The sequence below is a fragment of the Nonomuraea sp. C10 genome (assembly GCF_008017515.1).
Lineage (GTDB): Bacteria > Actinomycetota > Actinomycetes > Streptosporangiales > Streptosporangiaceae > Nonomuraea > Nonomuraea ferruginea.
In genome coordinates this window covers 60,752-75,659 of record NZ_VPFF01000003.1, presented here as the reverse complement: position 1 = coordinate 75,659, position 14,908 = coordinate 60,752, and the positions used below count along the sequence as shown (strand labels likewise).

Here is a 14,908-nt window from a genome sequence, read left to right as displayed (position 1 = left end):
CACACTTGCCTTCGGGACCACTCATAGAGGAGGAACCATGGCGAGGGGCTCCAGGGCACGGAAGAGGCAGCGGGTAGCGGCGGCGGTTTGCGTCGCGGGCGTCGCGGTCGTGTGGTTCGCCGCCGAACACCCCGGCTGGGCCCTGGGGATCACCTGCCTGCTCGTCGTGTTACTCGCCGGCGGACTCGTTCTCCGGCAGCGCATGATCCGGGCAGAGAGACAGCGTTTCCTGGCCGCCAACGTCGAGTTGGAGAAGGTCGACCGGATGTCGGGGCCCGAGTTCGAGCACCTTGTCGCCGAACGGATGATCGCCGACGGGTTCCGCCAGGTCCGTCAGCGCGGCGGTGCCGGTGACCGCGGGGTGGACATCACAGCCCTCGCTCCGGGCCACGGCCGCTACGCCATCCAGTGCAAGCGCTACGGCAAGCCGGTCGGCGCCCGCGACGTACGCGACTTCCTCGGCGCGCTGGCCAACACCTTCGCGGGCCACACCGGCGTCCTGGTCACCTCCGCCGGTCTCACCAAGCAGGCCAGGCTCGAAGCCCTGGGCGCGCGGGAGCCGCTCATCCTGGTCGAACGCGACCGGCTCGCGGACTGGCTGCTGGGCACGGTCTCGCTCTTGCCGGCGAGATCCGCCGGGATGCTGACGGAGGAGGAAGCCACATGAGCACGCCCGCAGATCCTCCGGGCCACCCTGGTAGGCACGTTGTCGCCGGGCCGAGGCGGAGCGCGGACATGTTGCTAACACGGATGTTACTAACATTGATGTTAGTAACTTGATAGTCCGGTGCACTCCGGGGAGGCTGCCAATCTCGATGAGATGTGAAGATCCTCGGAAACTGATGGAGCCGTCCAGCTCGGTCGTTCAAGACGGCGGTGTCGAGATTCCTGGAGCACTACGGTGCGCCGCGCCGGCGGTGGGCTTGGAGTCGTGCCGCTACCCGCAGGTGTCGCATACGCCCGTCGCGGGAAGCTGCATGAAGCAGCGGGAGCAGACCCGCGGAGGCTTCTCGGAGTGTGCTCGCCGACGCTCGACGGCCGCTTGATGTCGAGGGGCGAGCGCGGGAACGCCACCATCAGGGGGCAAGACAGCGCCGAAGCGCCGATAGCACTCCAACCTCGAGCGAGCGGCGTGCAGCTCGCGATCTAAGGCGTTGCCCACCGGCGGTTCGCCGGCGACCTCGAGCACTTCTTTGTAGCCCTCGCCCACCATGCCGTCATCGGTGTGTACCACCAGCGCCGTGAGCGGCGGGTCGCCGCGGCGGTGAGCTTCCCGCAGCACCTCGCTCAGGACGCGGCCGATCCAGTTATGGAGTAACGCCCTGGTACGGATCCCCGAGGTCTCCTGAATCCTGTCGGCGAGTTCCTTGTAGGTGATGACCGCGCGATACGTGCGCGCCACGTCCACGAGCAGGGGATACGCCTCACGGGCCCAGATCTCCCGGGCCTCCGCCGCCGTCACGGGAGTGCCGTCGGCCACGTGCCAATAGCCAGGTTGCGACATGCCTTGTCCCTTGAGTCGTCGTGCGTTCATCCAGGGCCTACCGAACCGGCATGGGTCTCAACCCTCACGGGTGATGATGGGCCGTGATCGTGCGGGACACCTGGTGCTCCGTGCCCGGTTCCAGGATCACGAACTGGCCCATCATCCCCGAGTCCTCGTGCCGCAGGATGTGGCAGTGGTACATGTACGGCGTCGCCGGGTCCGTGAACGTCCCGAACCGCACCGCCAGCCGCGCCGTGCTCTTCGGCGGCTGGCGGGCAGGCGCATGCCGTGCCAGTGCACGGTGCTGGTCTCGGCCAGGCGGTTGGTGACCGTCATGCGGACCTCGTCGCCGCGCGCCGCCCGGATCGTCGGGCCGAGGTGAGGGCCGTTGAAGCCCCAGGTCTCGGCCGGTCTGCCCGGCAGGAGCTCGGTACGGCCGCGCCGCATCGTCAGTGCGAAGGTCCGCGTCCCGTCCTCGCCGATCCCGCGTTCGAGCAGGGGTGGTACGCGGAAGGCGGCCGGATCGCTCGCGGGGGCGGAAGCGCGACCAGAGCGCCGCGGACCATGTGCATGTCCTCCGCGAGCAGAACCCGGATCATCGATCGCCCCCACTCCGCTTTCGCCCGACTTCTACCATCTCGTGAGGTCGTCACTGTGGATCATGAAACTTTCATGGTCGGTGAGGGGGAGTCGTGTAGTTGAAATTTTCATCTTCTACGAGGTCGCGGTTGTGGTGTTCCGCCTTGTGGGGCGCGTGGCAGCCGACGGCGGGATCTCCCGCGGGAGGCGCGGCGTTGACGGGCGGGTTCCGTACAGAGACCCTTTGGGAGCGCTCCCAAAGCGTCCCGGAGAACGGCACCAGCAACCCTTCGTCGAAAGGACACCTCTGTGGAATCGCTGGTCAAGGACCAAGGGCTGTTTTTGGCCCTGTACCGGATCGTGATAGGCCTGCTGTTCGCCTGTCACGGCGTGGCGACGCTCTTCGACGTGCTGGGCGGGCCCCACGGCCAGGTGCCCGGCGTCGGGCAGTGGCCGGACTGGTGGGCGGCCGTCATCCAGCTGATCGGCGGCGTCCTCGTCCTCCTCGGGCTGGCCACCCGCGCCGCCGCCGTCGTCTGCTCGGGCACCATGGCCTACGCCTACTTCGTCGTCCACCAGCCGCAGGCGCTGTTCCCGATCGAGAACGGCGGCGAGAAGGCCGCGCTCTTCTGCTGGGGCTTCCTGCTCGTCGCCGCACTCGGGCCCGGCCGCTGGGCGCTGTCCTCGGCGCTCATGCCTTCTCGTGCGCTCGCGGGAAACCGGAGCTGACGGCGAACGGTCAGGACGTGCCGAAGTGGAGCGAGCCGCGTATCTCGCCGGCTTGGATGACGAATTCGGGTTCGGCGACCGGAACGCGGCGGGTCATGAAAGCATCGCGCTGACCGGCGACGAAGCCGTCCCCTCCACATGAAGGAGCCGCCATGCTGGTTCGCGGGCTGACCTGCTTGTTCGTGCTCGCCGGTTCGCTCCTGCCGGCGCCCGCGCACGCCGCCGCCGGGTGGGAACCAGGGGCGGCCCAGCAGGTCTACGATCCGAAGGGCAAGCTCTACGCGTACGCTCCCGCCGCGATCGAACAGGGCGCCACCGAGCACTATTGGACCTGTCACAACACCACCGACGGCAAGATCAAGGACGACATCTGGCACACTCGCCGGTCCGGCGGGAAGATCGTCGGCGACCGGCGGGTCATCGCCTCCGGTGGCACTGGCTGGGACAAGTACCACAACTGCGACCCCGCCGTCGTCGCGGTCACCGCTCGACATCAGGGCGTCACGTACGGCTACGCGATGTTCTACCTGGGCAACGACGTGAACGCCAGCGCCCACAACCAGATCGGCGTGGCCTTCGCCAAGACCCTCGACGGGCCGTGGGTGAAGTATCCGAAGCCCGTCGTGGCGTTCCCCTTCGACGACCCCGCCGCGTGGGGCGCCGGCCAGCCCGCGGTCACCGCCGTCGATCCCGCCGCCGGCCGGCTGCTGCTGTTCTACACCGCGGGCGGTCCCGGCGGGACTCGGGCGTACCGGCGCGACATCACCCTGGCCGACATGTCCGCCCCCGTGGTCGGCCCCGCCGTCGAGGTCACCAGGGCCGGGCTGACCGGGAGCGACGGGAAGCCCGACGTGCTCAACAACTTCGACGTCGCCTATGACCCCTCCCGTGACCGCTTCTACGCCGTACGTGAGCAGCACCCGTACCCGACCGTCGCCCCGAAGCAGATCGGCGCCTCGCTCCAGGTGGCCAGCATCGACGGCGCGTCCATCTGGAACGGCGGCGGCTCCTGGCGCGTCGAGGGCGTCATCGACCCCGCGCTCACCGGTCTGCCCCGCAACCACAACGCCGGCATCGTGCGTACCGTATACGGCACGCTGCCCGACAGCGGATCGCTCACGGTCATCTTCACCGAGAGTTGCGCGGGGACGTGCGCCTCGCTGTGGAGCTACGACCTGTGGCGCGTCACCGGCACACTGACTTGACGTCCGGGGCGAGCCGGCTGACGAGATTTTCCCGGTGCGGTGTCTGTTCCGGCGGTGTGCGTTCGACGCATGGGTGAAAGGACGAAATAGTCACACACCCTGGGAGATCTCATGAGCACCGTGGTCATGCACAACGTCGTGTCGGTGGACGGTTTCATCGCCGACGCCGCCGATGAGGTAGGCCCGCTGTTCGAGTGGTACGGCAACGGCGACGTCCCGCTCGTCGAAGGCGGCGCGATGAAGGTCTCGCGGGCCTCGGCCGCGTACGTCAGGCCGATCTGGGCCGGCATCGGGGCGATGGTGATCGGCCGTCACCTGTTCGACATCACGAACGGCTGGGAGGGCCGCCCGCCGGCCGGCGAGCACGTCGTCGTGGTGTCGCACCGGCCCAGGCCCGAGGGCTGGCACCCGGAGGCGTCGTACCACTTCGTCGACGACGTGGCGCGGGCGGTCGCCAAGGCGAGGGAACTCGCGGGGGAGCGCACGGTCGCCGTGGCGGCGGGCGACGTCGGCGGGCAGGCGCTGGCCCTCGGGCTGGTGGACGAGGTGGCGATGGACGTCGTGCCGGTGGTCTTCGGCTCGGGCAAGCGCTACTTCGGCTCGGTCGACGCTCAGCACCTGCTGGAAGACCCGCACGTGGTGATCCAGGGCGACCGGGTGCTCCACCTGGCCTACCGGGTCCGCCGGTGACGGCGGTCAGGAGTCGCGGCCGCGATAGGTGATCGTCGCCCGGCCGGCCAGGCGGAGTGTCATCCCCGGATGCAGGTCCACGACGGCTCCGGGCGGGAGTCCGTGGAACTCGTCGCCCTCGGCGTAGGAGATCTCCGTCCCGCTCGTCGTGTCCAGATTGTGGACGCAGACCGTCCAGCCGTCCAGCCGGATGGACAGATGGTTGTCACCGGCGTCGGCGAGGCTCACCGTACGGGTGCCCAGGTGTGATGGCGGGGCGGCGCCGATGAGATAGGAACCGTCGAGAGGGAGCTCGCGGCCGTCGTCGAACACGAGGTCGCCCAGCTTGGGGCGGGCCGCCTGGTAGCGCGTCAGATGAGGGCCCAGCTGCGCGCCGCAGACCATGCAGGACAGCCGGTTGCCGTCGGTGAAGTGGCCTTTAGGGCAGGAGACGCCCTCGATCAGGAACACCGTGCCCCCCCAGCGGCGGTCTGGCGCCCTGGTGGTTCCGCGTGACCTCCTGCCCGGGCACCGCGGCCCGCAGCTCGTCCGGGTGCTGGAAGCGCTCGTCCGGTGCGCGCCGGGTGGCGCGCACGACCACGTCGAGCAGGGGTGGCTCGCTGCCGTCGAAGTCCAGGTGCCCCTGCATGATGCGGTAGAGCACCTTCGGCACGCTCTCGCTGCCCGCGGGGGATCGGCCGGTGGCGGCGAAGCCCAGCACCAGGCCGAGCGAGTAGATGTCCGATCTGATGTCCTGCTTCGCCCCGCTCGCCCCTTCGGGTGACATGTACGACGGGGTGCCCACCAGGATGTCGGGCGAGGTCGTCTCGACGTCCTCGGATCCGGGCCCGTCAGTGGCCCCCGCTCGCCAGGTTGAGGCCGACGACGCCGGCGATGATGAGGGTGATCGAGGCGAGCTTCAGGAGGGACACGCTCTCTCCCAGCAGGATCATGCCCAGCGCGGCGGTCCCGACCGCGCCGATGCCTGTCCAGACGGCATAGGCCGTACCGACGTCGAGGGTCTTGAGCGCGAGCGCGAGCAGACCGAAGCTGAGCACGGCGAAGACGATGAAACCGATGCTCGGCAGCACCTGCGAGAACCCGTTGCTCTGCTTGAGCGCGTAGGCCATGGCGATCTCGAAGAGACCCGCGGCGACCAGCATGATCCAAGCCATGACGGCTCCTTCCATGAAAGGAGCGTCGTCTTTGCAGGCCGGGTACGGCGCGTCTCGTCCGGGCGGACCCATGGTCGGGCTCGCACTTCCGACAACGGCGGCGACCGCGCCCGCATTCCATCGGCCGCGCGTGTCAGGCATGTGGTGGCGATTCGTGGTGGAATGGGTACGGAGCGTTGACATCGGGTGTGGGGAGGGTGCGATGCGGGACGGTCGTGGGCTCGTGACGCGCCGCTGATGGGGCGCGAGCGGCTGGACCTTCCGCTCACCGCCATGGCCGTGGTCCTCACCGTCGGCACCGGAGCGGTCGACGCGGCCAGTTTCATCCGGCTCGGCGGGGTGTTCAGCAGTGTCATGACCGGCAACCTGGTGGTGTCCGGCTACGCGATCGGCACCGGCGACCTCGGGCACCTGCTCACCACCGTCACCGCGGTCATCGGGTACGTGCTGGGGGTCGCCGCCGGCACCGGTGTCGCGGGCCGCGGCGGGATGATCGCGGTGCTCGGTGCGGAGCTGCTCGCGCTGGTGGCGTTCGCGGTGGGCTGGGAGGTGACCGGTGGCCGCCCGTCCGCCGTGGCGCTGCACGTCCTGCTGGTTCTGACCGCGATGGCGATGGGGTTGCAGAGCGCGGCGATGCGCGCCCTGGGCGGCCGCCGGGTGGTGTCGACGACGTACCTGACGGGGACGCTGACCGGCGTCATCGCCGCCCTGCTCACCTCCGGCGGCCTGGCGGGGGCCATGGTGCGCGACATCGCCATCCTGACGGCGGTCGTGGTCGGCGCGGCGGCGGGGACCCTGGTGGTCACGCTGGTCCCCGCCGCGCTGCCGGCCATCCCGCTCGTCACCGTGCTCGCCGCCCTCACGATGGCCGGGCTCACTCGTCCTCGGTGAACACCTGCTCGCGGCGCTTGCGGATCGCCGGGAGGACGGAGAGGGCGAGCGCCGCCACCGACAGGGCCAGGAGCGCCGCGGAGATCGGCCGGGTCAGGAAGACCGACGCGTCGCCGCGGGAGATGATCAGCGCCCGCCGCAGGTTCTCCTCCAGCAGGGGGCCGAGGACGAAGCCGAGCAGCAGCGGGGCCGGCTCGCAGCCGCACTTGATCAGGATGTAGCCCAGGAGCCCGAAGAGCACGATCGCGTAGACGTCGTAGGCGTTGAACCCCAGGGAGTACGTGCCGATCGAGGCGAACAGGATGATCATCGGGAACAGCACCTGGTACGGGATGCGCAGCATGCGCACCCACATGCCGATCAGCGGCAGGTTCAGCAGCACGAGCAGCACGTTGCCGATCCACATCGACGCGATCAGGCCCCAGAACAGCGCGGGCTCGTCGGTGATGACGTTCGGGCCGGGGGTGATGCCGTGCACGATGAACGCGCCGATCATCAGCGCCATCACCGGGTGGGCCGGCAGGCCCAGGGTGAGCAGCGGGATGAACGACGTCTGCGCCGCGGCGTTGTTCGCCGACTCGGGGCCGGCGACGCCCTCGATCGCGCCGTGCCCGAACTCCTGCGGCCGCTTCGAGATCCGCTTCTCGACGGCGTACGAGGTGAACGAGGCCAGCACGTGGCCGCCGCCGGGCAGGACCCCGAGCGCCGCGCCGAGACCGGTGCCGCGCAGGATGGGGGCGACGATGCGGCGCCGGTCCTCCCGGGTCGGCCAGAGGTTCCGCACCTTGTCGACGATCGCCGTGCGCGTCTGCTCGTTCTCCAGGTTGCGCAGGATCTCGGCCACGCCGAACATGCCGACGGCGACCGACACGAAGTCGATCCCGCCGTACAGCTCGCGCTGGTCGAAGGTGAAGCGGGGGGTGCCGGTGTAGATGTCCTGGCCGACCGTGCCGAGCAGGACGCCCAGGAAGATCATCGCGAGGGCCTTGAGCGCGGTGCCGCGCGCCAGCGCGATCGACACGATCAGGCCGAACAGCACCAGCGCGAAGTACTCGGCGGGGCCGAACTGCAACGCGACGCGGGCCAGCGGCGGCGCCGCGACGGCGAGCACGACCGTGGCGACCGTGCCCGCGATGAAGGACCCGATCGCCGCGGTGGCCAGGGCGGCGCCGGCCCTGCCCTGGCGGGCCATCTCGTGCCCGTCCAGCGCGGTGACGGCCGCGGACGACTCACCGGGCAGGTTGATCAGGATGGCGGTCGTCGAGCCGCCGTACTGCGCGCCGTAGTAGATGCCGGCCAGCATGATCAGCGCCGTCACCGGCTCGAAGCTGAAGGTGATCGGCAGCAGCATCGCCACCGTCGCCGTCGGCCCGATGCCGGGCAGCACGCCGACCATCGTCCCGAGCAGCACTCCCACGAAGCACCAGAGGACGTTCTGGAGCAGGAGAGCGGTCGAGAGGCCGAGCGCGAGGTTTTCGAGTAGGTCCATGCCTCAATCCGGATGCCGCGTCAGAATCCGAGCCACGGGCCCCAGAGCGGGATCCGCAGCTGGAGGCCGACGACGAAGATGAGCGTGCTGGCCACGGTGAGCCCGGCCGCGACGACCACGGCGGTGAGCGGCCGTACGTGCTTACTGGCCAGCGTGGTGAGCAGGGCGGTGACGGCCGACGTCGGCACGAACCCGAGGCCCCGTACGGTGAATCCGAAGAACATCAGCGCGAGCGTGATGACGGCGACCGCGCGCCAGGGGATCGTGCCGAAGGCGATCATCTCGCCGGCGACCAGCCCCTTGACCACGATCGCCAGGCCCAGGGCGGCCACGAGCGCGCCGACGAGCAGCGGGAAGGCGCCGGGGCCCATCCGCAGCGGGGTGCCCAGCTCGTAGCCGAGCGACCCCACCACGAACGCGCCACCGATCAGGACGAAGATCCCCCCGGCGAGGACGTCGGGGAATGACCGGCGGTGCTCCACGTCAGGAAGCCTTGATCCCGGCGTCGGCGATGACCTTCGCCCAGGTGCCGAGCTGCTCCTGGAGCTTGGTCCGGTGCGCCTCGGGGGTGGCGCTCTCGGCCGGGACCGGCGCGGTGCCGAGCTTGGCCATCTGGTCGACGACCTTCTGGTCTGCCAATGCCGTCTTCAGTGCCTCGGACAGCTTCTGGACGACGTCCTGCGGGGTGCCCTTCGGCACGTAGAGGCCGTGCCACACGCTGACCTCCAGGCCGGGCAGCCCCGCCTCGGCCGTGGTCGGCAGGTCGGGCAGGCTCTTGACCCGCTCCGGCGTGGTGACCGCGTACGCCTTGACCTCGCCCGCGGAGATCTGGCCGCTGGTGTTGGTCGTCTGGTCGCACATGAAGTCGACCTGGCCGCCGACGAGGTCGGTCAGCGCGGGGCCGGTGCCCTCGTACGGGACCTCCTGCAGCTTGACGCCCGCGGCGGTCTGGAACAGCAGCCCGCACAGGTGGGACGCGGCGCCGATGCCGGCGTTGGCCAGCGTGACCTTGTCGGCGTTCGCCTTCACGTGGGTCACGAGGTCCTGGAGCGTCGCGGGCGCGAAGTCCTTGCGGGCGACGACCGTCATCGGCACCTCGGTGACGAGCCCGACCGTCTCGAAGCTCTCCAGCGGCTGGTAGCCGAGGTTCTGGTAGAGGGCGGGCGCCGTCGACATGCCGATGTGGTGCATGAGCACGGTGTAGCCGTCGGGTTCGGCCCGCGCGACCTCGCCGGCCCCGACGGTGCCGCCCGCGCCCTCGACGTTCTGTACGACGATCTTGGCGCCGAGCTTGGCCGCCATCGGCTCGGCGATCATGCGGGTGACCGTGTCGGTCGGGCCGCCCGCGCTGAACGGCACGACGAAGGTGATGTTCTGCTCCGGGTAGCCTGCGGTGTCGCCGCCGCCGGTGGTGCCCCCGTCGCCCCCGTTGCCCGCACAGGCGGCGGCCAGCGAGACGACGCCGATGACGGCGATCATCCGCGCGGCGGCCCGGTACCTGCTGGTCGTTCTCATGTCGCGGCCTCCTCTTCGGCGCATTCGCGTTCTTGGGTGAGTGCGCGGCCTCAGTCTGGGCTGGTACGGGCGCGGATAGTGTCAGAGGAATCCCAAGGAATGCGCCAGATGTCAGGAAAATCCCAAGAACTGGTTAACAACGAAGTCGGACCGGGCCGTACAATCCGGTATGCGGATCACCATCATCGAGGATGACGACCGCGTGGCCCGGGGTCTGGTGACCGTCCTGGCCCAGGCGGGCTTCGAGGTCCACCGCCTCGCCACCGCCGCGGAGGCCGTGCGCGCGGCCCCGTCCGACGTCGTCCTGGTCGACCTGGGCCTGCCCGACGGCGACGGGCTCGACGTGATCCGCAAGCTGCGCGACCGCCCCGAGACCGCCGTCATCGCCGTCACGGCGCGCTCCGAGGAGCACGAGCGGGTCCGCGGCCTGCGCGCCGGCGCCGACGACTACATCGTCAAGCCGTTCGGCATCCCCGAGCTGCTGGCCCGGATCGACGCCGTGCTGCGGCGCACCCGGGTGGCCCGCGCCCTGAGCGCCCCCGACGAGCCGCTCCTCCTCGGCCCGATGCGCATCGGCGTCGGCACCCGCGAGGTCACCGTCGACGACACGCCCGTGACGCTCACCCGCAAGGAGTTCGAGCTGCTCCTGCTGCTGGCCCGGCGGGCGCCCAACGTGGTCAGCCGCGACGTCATCCTCGACCAGATCTGGGGCGCGACCTGGGAGTCGTCGAGCCGCACCCTCGACACCCACATCGCCGCGCTGCGGCAGAAGATCGGCCCGGCCGTGGTCATCCGCACCGTCCACGGGGTCGGCTACAGGCTCCTGGCCGACCGGCCGGAGCCGACCGGCTGACGCGCCGTGCACCGCCGGCTGCTCGTCGTCCTGGTGCCCCTCGCGGTGATGCTCGTCGCCGCGCTCGGGGTGCCCCTCAGCGTCACGGTGGCCGAGCGGGAGGTGCAGGAGACGTACGTCGACCGGCTGAACGACGTCGGCCGGTTCGCGTCGCTGGCCGAGACCGCGCTGTCGACCGGGCGGACCGAGGCGCTCCAGCTGGAGCTGGCCCGCTACCACGAGCTCTACGGCATCCCGGTCGCGGTGATCGACACGTCCGGCACCGTGCTGCTCGGGCCCAGGGACGCCTACCGGGAGGCGGCGCGAAGCGAGCCGGGCATGGGCCCGATCGTCACCGCCGCGCTGGCCGGGGCGCGGCCGGAACCGTCCGGTGACTGGGCGCCGTGGGCCGGGTCGGCGCTCGTGGTCGCTGAGCCGGTGGGCCGCGACAGCGAGGTGGTCGGCGCCATCGTGACGATCTCCGACCTGTCGAAGACGCGCGGGCGCATCATGCTGCGCTGGGCCCAGCTCGCCGGGATCGGGCTGCTGCCGTTGGTCGCGCTGATGGCGGTCGCCTGGCCGGTGTCGGCGTGGGTGCTGCGGCCGGTGCGGGAGCTGGACGCGGCGAGCTCGCGGATCTCGCAGGGCGACCTCACCATCCGGGCCGACGCCGAGGCCGGGCCCGCCGAGCTGCGGCGGCTGGCGGAGTCGTTCAACACCATGATGGACGCGGTCGAGAACGCCGTGCAGCGGCAGCGGGCGTTCGTCTCCGACGCCTCCCACCAGCTGCGCAACCCGCTGACCAGCCTCCGGCTCGCGGTGGAGAGCCTCGAACCGCACCTGCGCGCCGCCGGTGACGGGCGGCAGGTGTACGACGTCGCCGTGGACGAGCTGAAGGCCATGCAGCGGCTGCTGAACTCGCTGCAGGCCAGCGCGCGGATGGAGAGCATCCGGACGGCGTCCCCGGTGGACCTCGACGCGGTGCTGGCGACCCGGGTGGAGCGGTGGCGGGCGCTGACGGCGACGGCCGGGCAGACGCTCGCGGTCGACGTGCCGCCGGGGCTGCGGCTGCTGGAGCCGACGGGCGGGCTGGGCAGCATCCTGGACGAGCTCATCAGCAACGCGTTGCGGCTGTCGGACGCCCGGGTGGTGGAGGTCACCGCCCGGGCCGTCCCCGCGGGCGGGGGCGTGGTCACGATCGCGGTGCGCGACGACGGGCAGGGGATCGAGGCGTCCGAGCGGGCCCAGGCGCTGCGGCGGTTCTGGCGGTCGCCGCGTCACCAGAACGTGTCCGGGACCGGCCTGGGCCTGGCGATCTGCGCCGACCTGGTCGGCGCGGCCGGTGGCGAGCTGCGGCTGGAGGACGGCCTGCCGCGCCCGGACGGGTCCGGGCACGGGTTCGCCGCGGTGGTCGCGCTGCCGGTGGCGGACTCGTCCGGAGCCCCGGCCTGAGGCTCACCTCTCGTCCTTGAGCCGTTCGAAGACGAGCTGGGTCCGCCGCACGGCGCGCACCCCGTACACCTCGGAGATCAGCTCGGGGGTGAGGACCTGCTCGGGCGGGCCGCCGGCGACGATGCGACCGGCGTTCATCACGTACAGGCGGTCGCAGAAGGCGGCGGCCTGGTTGAGGTCGTGCAGCACGGCCAGGGTGGCGACGCCGAGCTCGCGCACCAGGTGCAGCAGTTCGAGCTGGTGGCGGATGTCGAGGTGGGAGGTGGGCTCGTCCAGCAGGAGCAGGCGGGTCTGCTGGGCCAGGGCTCGGGCGAGCAGGACGCGCTGTTTCTCGCCGCCGGACAGGGTGGCGAAGATCCGGCCGGCGGCGCCGGTCAGGCCGACGCGGTCCAGCGCCCGCGCGCACAGCTCCTCGTCGGCGCGGGGGTCGGACTTGTACGGGGTGCGGCCCATGGCGACGATCTCGGCCACGGTGAAGTCCAGGTCGGGCGGGGTCTCCTGGGCGACGACGGCGGTGCGCCGGGCGGCCTCGCGGGCGGGCAGCCGGTGCACGTCGTCGCCGTCGACGGCGATGAGCCCGGCCGAGGGGCGCAGCGCCCGGTAGATCGAGCGGAGCAGGGTGGACTTGCCGCAGCCGTTCGGCCCGACCAGGCCGACGAACTCGCCGTCGTCCACCAGCAGGTCGGCCTCACGCACGATCGGGGTGCCGTCGAGCGCGACGGACACGCCGCACAGGTCGAGCCTCACTGGACGCTCACCGCCCGGTCCACCGAGCGGCGGCGCAGCAGCCACAGGAAGAACGGCACGCCGAACAGCGCGGTGACGATGCTGAGCGCCAGTTCCTGCGGGGCGTTGACGGTGCGCGCGGCGATGTCCACGAGCTGCAGGAACACCGCTCCGAGCAGGGCGGTCACGGGCAGCACCCGGCGGTGGTCGGCGCCGACGAGCAGCCGGGCGGCGTGCGGCACGATCAGGCCGACGAACGCGATCGCGCCGCTGGTGGCCACCATCACGCCGACCAGCAGCGAGGTCAGCACGAACAGGCTCAGCCGGAACCGGTTCACGTTCACGCCGAGCGAGACGGCCGTCTCCTCCCCGGCGGCCAGCGCGTTCAGCGGCCGGTGCTGCAGCAGCAGGTACGCCACCCCGGCGGCCAGGACGACCGCCGGCAGCGGCAGCACGTGCCAGCGGGCGCCGCCGAGGCTGCCCATCAGCCAGAACAGCACCTGCTGGGCGGCCCGCCCGCTCTGCGCCAGTTGCAGGACGAAGCTGTAGGCGGCCTGGAACAGGTACGCCAGCGCCACCCCGGACAGCACCAGCCGCGACGGGGTGAGCCGTCCGGACCGCTGAGCCATCAGGTACACCAGCACGAGCGCGAGCAGCGAGCCGGCGAAGGCGGCGGCCGACAGCGACAGCCCGCCCAGCGCGGAGGCGCCCAGGATCAGCACGAGCACCGCCCCGAACGAGGCGCCGGAGGAGACCCCGAGCAGGAACGGGTCGGCCAGCGGGTTGCGCACCAGCGCCTGCAGCACCGCCCCGACCACCGACAGCCCGGCCCCGACGAGCAGGGCCAGCAGCGCGCGCGGCAGCCGGAACTCCCACACGATCTGCTCCTGCACCGGGGTCCAGGTCTGCGGGACCACGCCCGGGATGACACGGTCGGCGACGATGCCCCAGGCCTGGGGCAGGGCGACGGGCACCGCGCCGATGCTGACCGCCAGCCAGGTCGAGGCGACCACGGCGGCGATCAGCGCGGCGACCAGCAGGAGGAACCGGCTCACTCGGCGGCTTCGCGGGACGGGCACGGTCTGCGCCGGGCTCTGCCGGGTGGTGCTGGTCACTGGGTGAAGGCGTCCGGGTGCAGGAACCTGGCGATGTCGGTGACGGCCAGGAGGTTGCGGTAGCCGGGATGCTGGGCCGTGACGGGCACGGCGAGGTAGCGCTGCTCCTTGGCGGCCGGGCTGTTCTTGACGATGGCGAAGGTCTCGGCGGCCTTGGCGGGCGAGCTGGGCATGTCCTCGCCGCGCAGCGTGGAGTAGTCGCTGATCAGGACGGCCTCGGGCTGGGAGGCGCTGACCTGTTCGGCGCTGACCTCGGTGTAGTCGCCCTTGACGTCCGCCAGGACGTTCTCGCCGCCGGCCAGAGTGATCATCTGGTGGGTGATGCCGGAGCCGCCGTAGGCGTTGACCGGGCCCTTGCCGCCGTCGGTGGCCAGGACCTTGACCGGGGTGCGGCCTTCGACGCGCTTCTTGACGTCGTCCAGCTGGGCCTGCAGCTCGCTGATCAGCTTATCGGCGCGGTCGGAGACGCCGAAGATCTTGCCGAGGTTGCGCAGGTCGTCGAAGGTGTCGTCGAGGGTGAACTGCAGCACCTCCTCGGGGCTGCACCAGCCGCCCAGGATGTAGACGGGGCTGCCGGCCGCGTCCAGCTCCTCCACGGTGGCGTAGCCGCCGGCGGCGTCGAAGCTGGCCATCTGGTTGTCCACGATGAAGTCGGCGCCCTGGGAGAGCATGATCTCCTTCTGCGGCATCATGATCGTGTCGGAGATCTCCGGGATCTTGTCGTACTGCTCCTTGTGGCCGGGCAGGAACGGGCTCTCGGAGAAGTTGGTCCGCCCGGTGATCCGGTCGCCCAGGCCGAGGGCGAACAGGGTCTCCAGGGACGGGTGGTAGCCGGTCACCACCTTGGCCGGCGGCCGGTCGAAGGTGAGGGTGCGCCCGCAGTTCTCGACCGTGACGGGGAACCCGGCCTGCGGCGCCGCCCGCTGGGTGGGCTCCTGGGCGGCGGGAGCCTGTGAGCAGGCGGTCAGCGTCAGGGCCGCCGCCAGGACGAGCAGCTTCTTCATGATCCGGCCACCGCCTTCGGCGACGTGGGGGTCATGGCGGT

General features: G+C 71.0%; 18 protein-coding genes, 1 pseudogene and 1 riboswitch. Of the genes and pseudogenes, 7 read left to right on the top strand and 12 right to left on the bottom strand.

Annotated elements, in window-relative coordinates; genetic code table 11:
• Positions 1 to 37 precede the first annotated feature (37 nt).
• Positions 38 to 667, top strand: a complete 630-nt coding sequence (locus FR742_RS31760; RefSeq protein WP_148035015.1) for a restriction endonuclease — start codon at positions 38 to 40, stop codon at positions 665 to 667.
• A 270-nt stretch (positions 668 to 937) separates the two neighbouring features.
• Here FR742_RS31760 and FR742_RS31755 read toward each other — a convergent pair whose 3' ends face one another.
• From FR742_RS31755 to FR742_RS46635, 3 genes and pseudogenes are all read right to left on the bottom strand, one after another.
• Positions 938 to 1,534, bottom strand: coding sequence for a hypothetical protein (locus FR742_RS31755; protein WP_222709215.1), 597 nt, complete (start codon positions 1,532 to 1,534; stop codon positions 938 to 940).
• A gap of 34 nt (positions 1,535 to 1,568) precedes the next feature.
• A complete protein-coding gene (locus tag FR742_RS46115; protein ID WP_261808904.1) occupies positions 1,569 to 1,727 on the bottom strand; it encodes a multicopper oxidase domain-containing protein in 159 nt (52 codons plus the stop codon).
• Positions 1,728 to 1,765: 38 nt separating this feature from the next.
• A pseudogene (locus FR742_RS46635) lies at positions 1,766 to 1,933 on the bottom strand (multicopper oxidase domain-containing protein); the annotation flags it as partial.
• Between the two features lie 441 nt (positions 1,934 to 2,374).
• Between FR742_RS46635 and FR742_RS31740 the strand changes: the two are divergent.
• The 3 genes from FR742_RS31740 (at position 2,375) to FR742_RS31730 (ending at position 4,689) form a co-directional block, all read left to right on the top strand.
• Positions 2,375 to 2,794 (top strand): DoxX family protein, encoded by a 420-nt coding sequence (locus FR742_RS31740; protein WP_148035013.1) that lies wholly within the window; start codon positions 2,375 to 2,377, stop codon positions 2,792 to 2,794.
• A 152-nt stretch (positions 2,795 to 2,946) separates the two neighbouring features.
• Positions 2,947 to 3,999 (top strand): hypothetical protein, encoded by a 1,053-nt coding sequence (locus tag FR742_RS31735; RefSeq protein WP_148035012.1) that lies wholly within the window; start codon positions 2,947 to 2,949, stop codon positions 3,997 to 3,999.
• Positions 4,000 to 4,110: 111 nt separating this feature from the next.
• A complete protein-coding gene (locus FR742_RS31730) occupies positions 4,111 to 4,689 on the top strand; it encodes a dihydrofolate reductase family protein (protein WP_148035011.1) in 579 nt (192 codons plus the stop codon).
• A gap of 6 nt (positions 4,690 to 4,695) precedes the next feature.
• Here the strand turns inward: FR742_RS31730 and FR742_RS31725 are convergent, their stop codons facing one another.
• From FR742_RS31725 to FR742_RS31715, 3 genes are all read right to left on the bottom strand, one after another.
• Entirely contained in the window at positions 4,696 to 5,139 is a 444-nt protein-coding gene (locus tag FR742_RS31725; RefSeq protein ID WP_148035010.1) for a hypothetical protein, read from the bottom strand.
• Entirely contained in the window at positions 5,108 to 5,455 is a 348-nt protein-coding gene (locus tag FR742_RS31720) for a hypothetical protein (protein WP_148035009.1), read from the bottom strand. The genes FR742_RS31725 and FR742_RS31720 overlap by 32 nt, the downstream gene beginning before the upstream one ends.
• 64 nt (positions 5,456 to 5,519) lie before the next feature.
• Complete coding sequence (locus FR742_RS31715; protein ID WP_148035008.1) at positions 5,520 to 5,843, bottom strand: multidrug efflux SMR transporter; 324 nt, start codon at positions 5,841 to 5,843, stop codon at positions 5,520 to 5,522.
• 19 nt (positions 5,844 to 5,862) lie between these two features.
• Positions 5,863 to 5,928, bottom strand: a riboswitch (guanidine-III (ykkC-III) riboswitch).
• 152 nt (positions 5,929 to 6,080) lie between these two features.
• Between FR742_RS31715 and FR742_RS31710 the strand changes: the two genes are divergently transcribed.
• Entirely contained in the window at positions 6,081 to 6,734 is a 654-nt protein-coding gene (locus tag FR742_RS31710) for a YoaK family protein (protein ID WP_148035007.1), read from the top strand.
• Here the strand turns inward: FR742_RS31710 and FR742_RS31705 are convergent.
• The 3 genes from FR742_RS31705 to FR742_RS31695 are packed head-to-tail and all read right to left on the bottom strand — an operon-like array spanning position 6,718 to position 9,738.
• Positions 6,718 to 8,223, bottom strand: coding sequence for a tripartite tricarboxylate transporter permease (locus FR742_RS31705; protein ID WP_148035006.1), 1,506 nt, complete (start codon positions 8,221 to 8,223; stop codon positions 6,718 to 6,720). The genes FR742_RS31710 and FR742_RS31705 overlap by 17 nt on opposite strands.
• Before the next feature lie 20 nt (positions 8,224 to 8,243).
• Positions 8,244 to 8,705: a tripartite tricarboxylate transporter TctB family protein gene (locus tag FR742_RS31700; protein ID WP_148035005.1), complete on the bottom strand. Its 462-nt coding sequence runs from the start codon at positions 8,703 to 8,705 to the stop codon at positions 8,244 to 8,246.
• Between the two features lies 1 nt (position 8,706).
• The gene (locus FR742_RS31695) at positions 8,707 to 9,738 is read right to left on the bottom strand and encodes a tripartite tricarboxylate transporter substrate-binding protein (protein WP_222709214.1); all 1,032 of its coding nucleotides are present in this window, start codon (positions 9,736 to 9,738) and stop codon (positions 8,707 to 8,709) included.
• 169 nt (positions 9,739 to 9,907) lie between these two features.
• On the opposite strand from FR742_RS31695, the gene FR742_RS31690 reads away from it, so the two are divergent.
• Positions 9,908 to 10,591, top strand: a complete 684-nt coding sequence (locus tag FR742_RS31690; protein ID WP_148035004.1) for a response regulator transcription factor — start codon at positions 9,908 to 9,910, stop codon at positions 10,589 to 10,591.
• A 6-nt stretch (positions 10,592 to 10,597) separates the two neighbouring features.
• The gene (locus tag FR742_RS31685; RefSeq protein WP_148035003.1) at positions 10,598 to 12,022 is read left to right on the top strand and encodes a HAMP domain-containing sensor histidine kinase; all 1,425 of its coding nucleotides are present in this window, start codon (positions 10,598 to 10,600) and stop codon (positions 12,020 to 12,022) included.
• A 3-nt stretch (positions 12,023 to 12,025) separates the two neighbouring features.
• Here FR742_RS31685 and FR742_RS31680 read toward each other — a convergent pair whose 3' ends face one another.
• From FR742_RS31680 to FR742_RS31670, 3 genes are read right to left on the bottom strand one after another with little or no spacing between them, the layout of a single operon-like run.
• Positions 12,026 to 12,769 carry an ABC transporter ATP-binding protein gene (locus FR742_RS31680; protein WP_148035002.1) on the bottom strand — a complete coding sequence of 248 codons (744 nt, stop codon included), beginning with the start codon at positions 12,767 to 12,769 and terminating at the stop codon, positions 12,026 to 12,028.
• Complete coding sequence (locus FR742_RS31675) at positions 12,766 to 13,863, bottom strand: iron ABC transporter permease (protein WP_148035001.1); 1,098 nt, start codon at positions 13,861 to 13,863, stop codon at positions 12,766 to 12,768. Before FR742_RS31675 ends, FR742_RS31680 begins: the two co-directional genes overlap by 4 nt.
• Positions 13,860 to 14,867: an ABC transporter substrate-binding protein gene (locus FR742_RS31670; RefSeq protein WP_187281467.1), complete on the bottom strand. Its 1,008-nt coding sequence runs from the start codon at positions 14,865 to 14,867 to the stop codon at positions 13,860 to 13,862. Before FR742_RS31670 ends, FR742_RS31675 begins: the two co-directional genes overlap by 4 nt.
• Between the last annotated feature and the right edge of the window lie 41 nt (positions 14,868 to 14,908).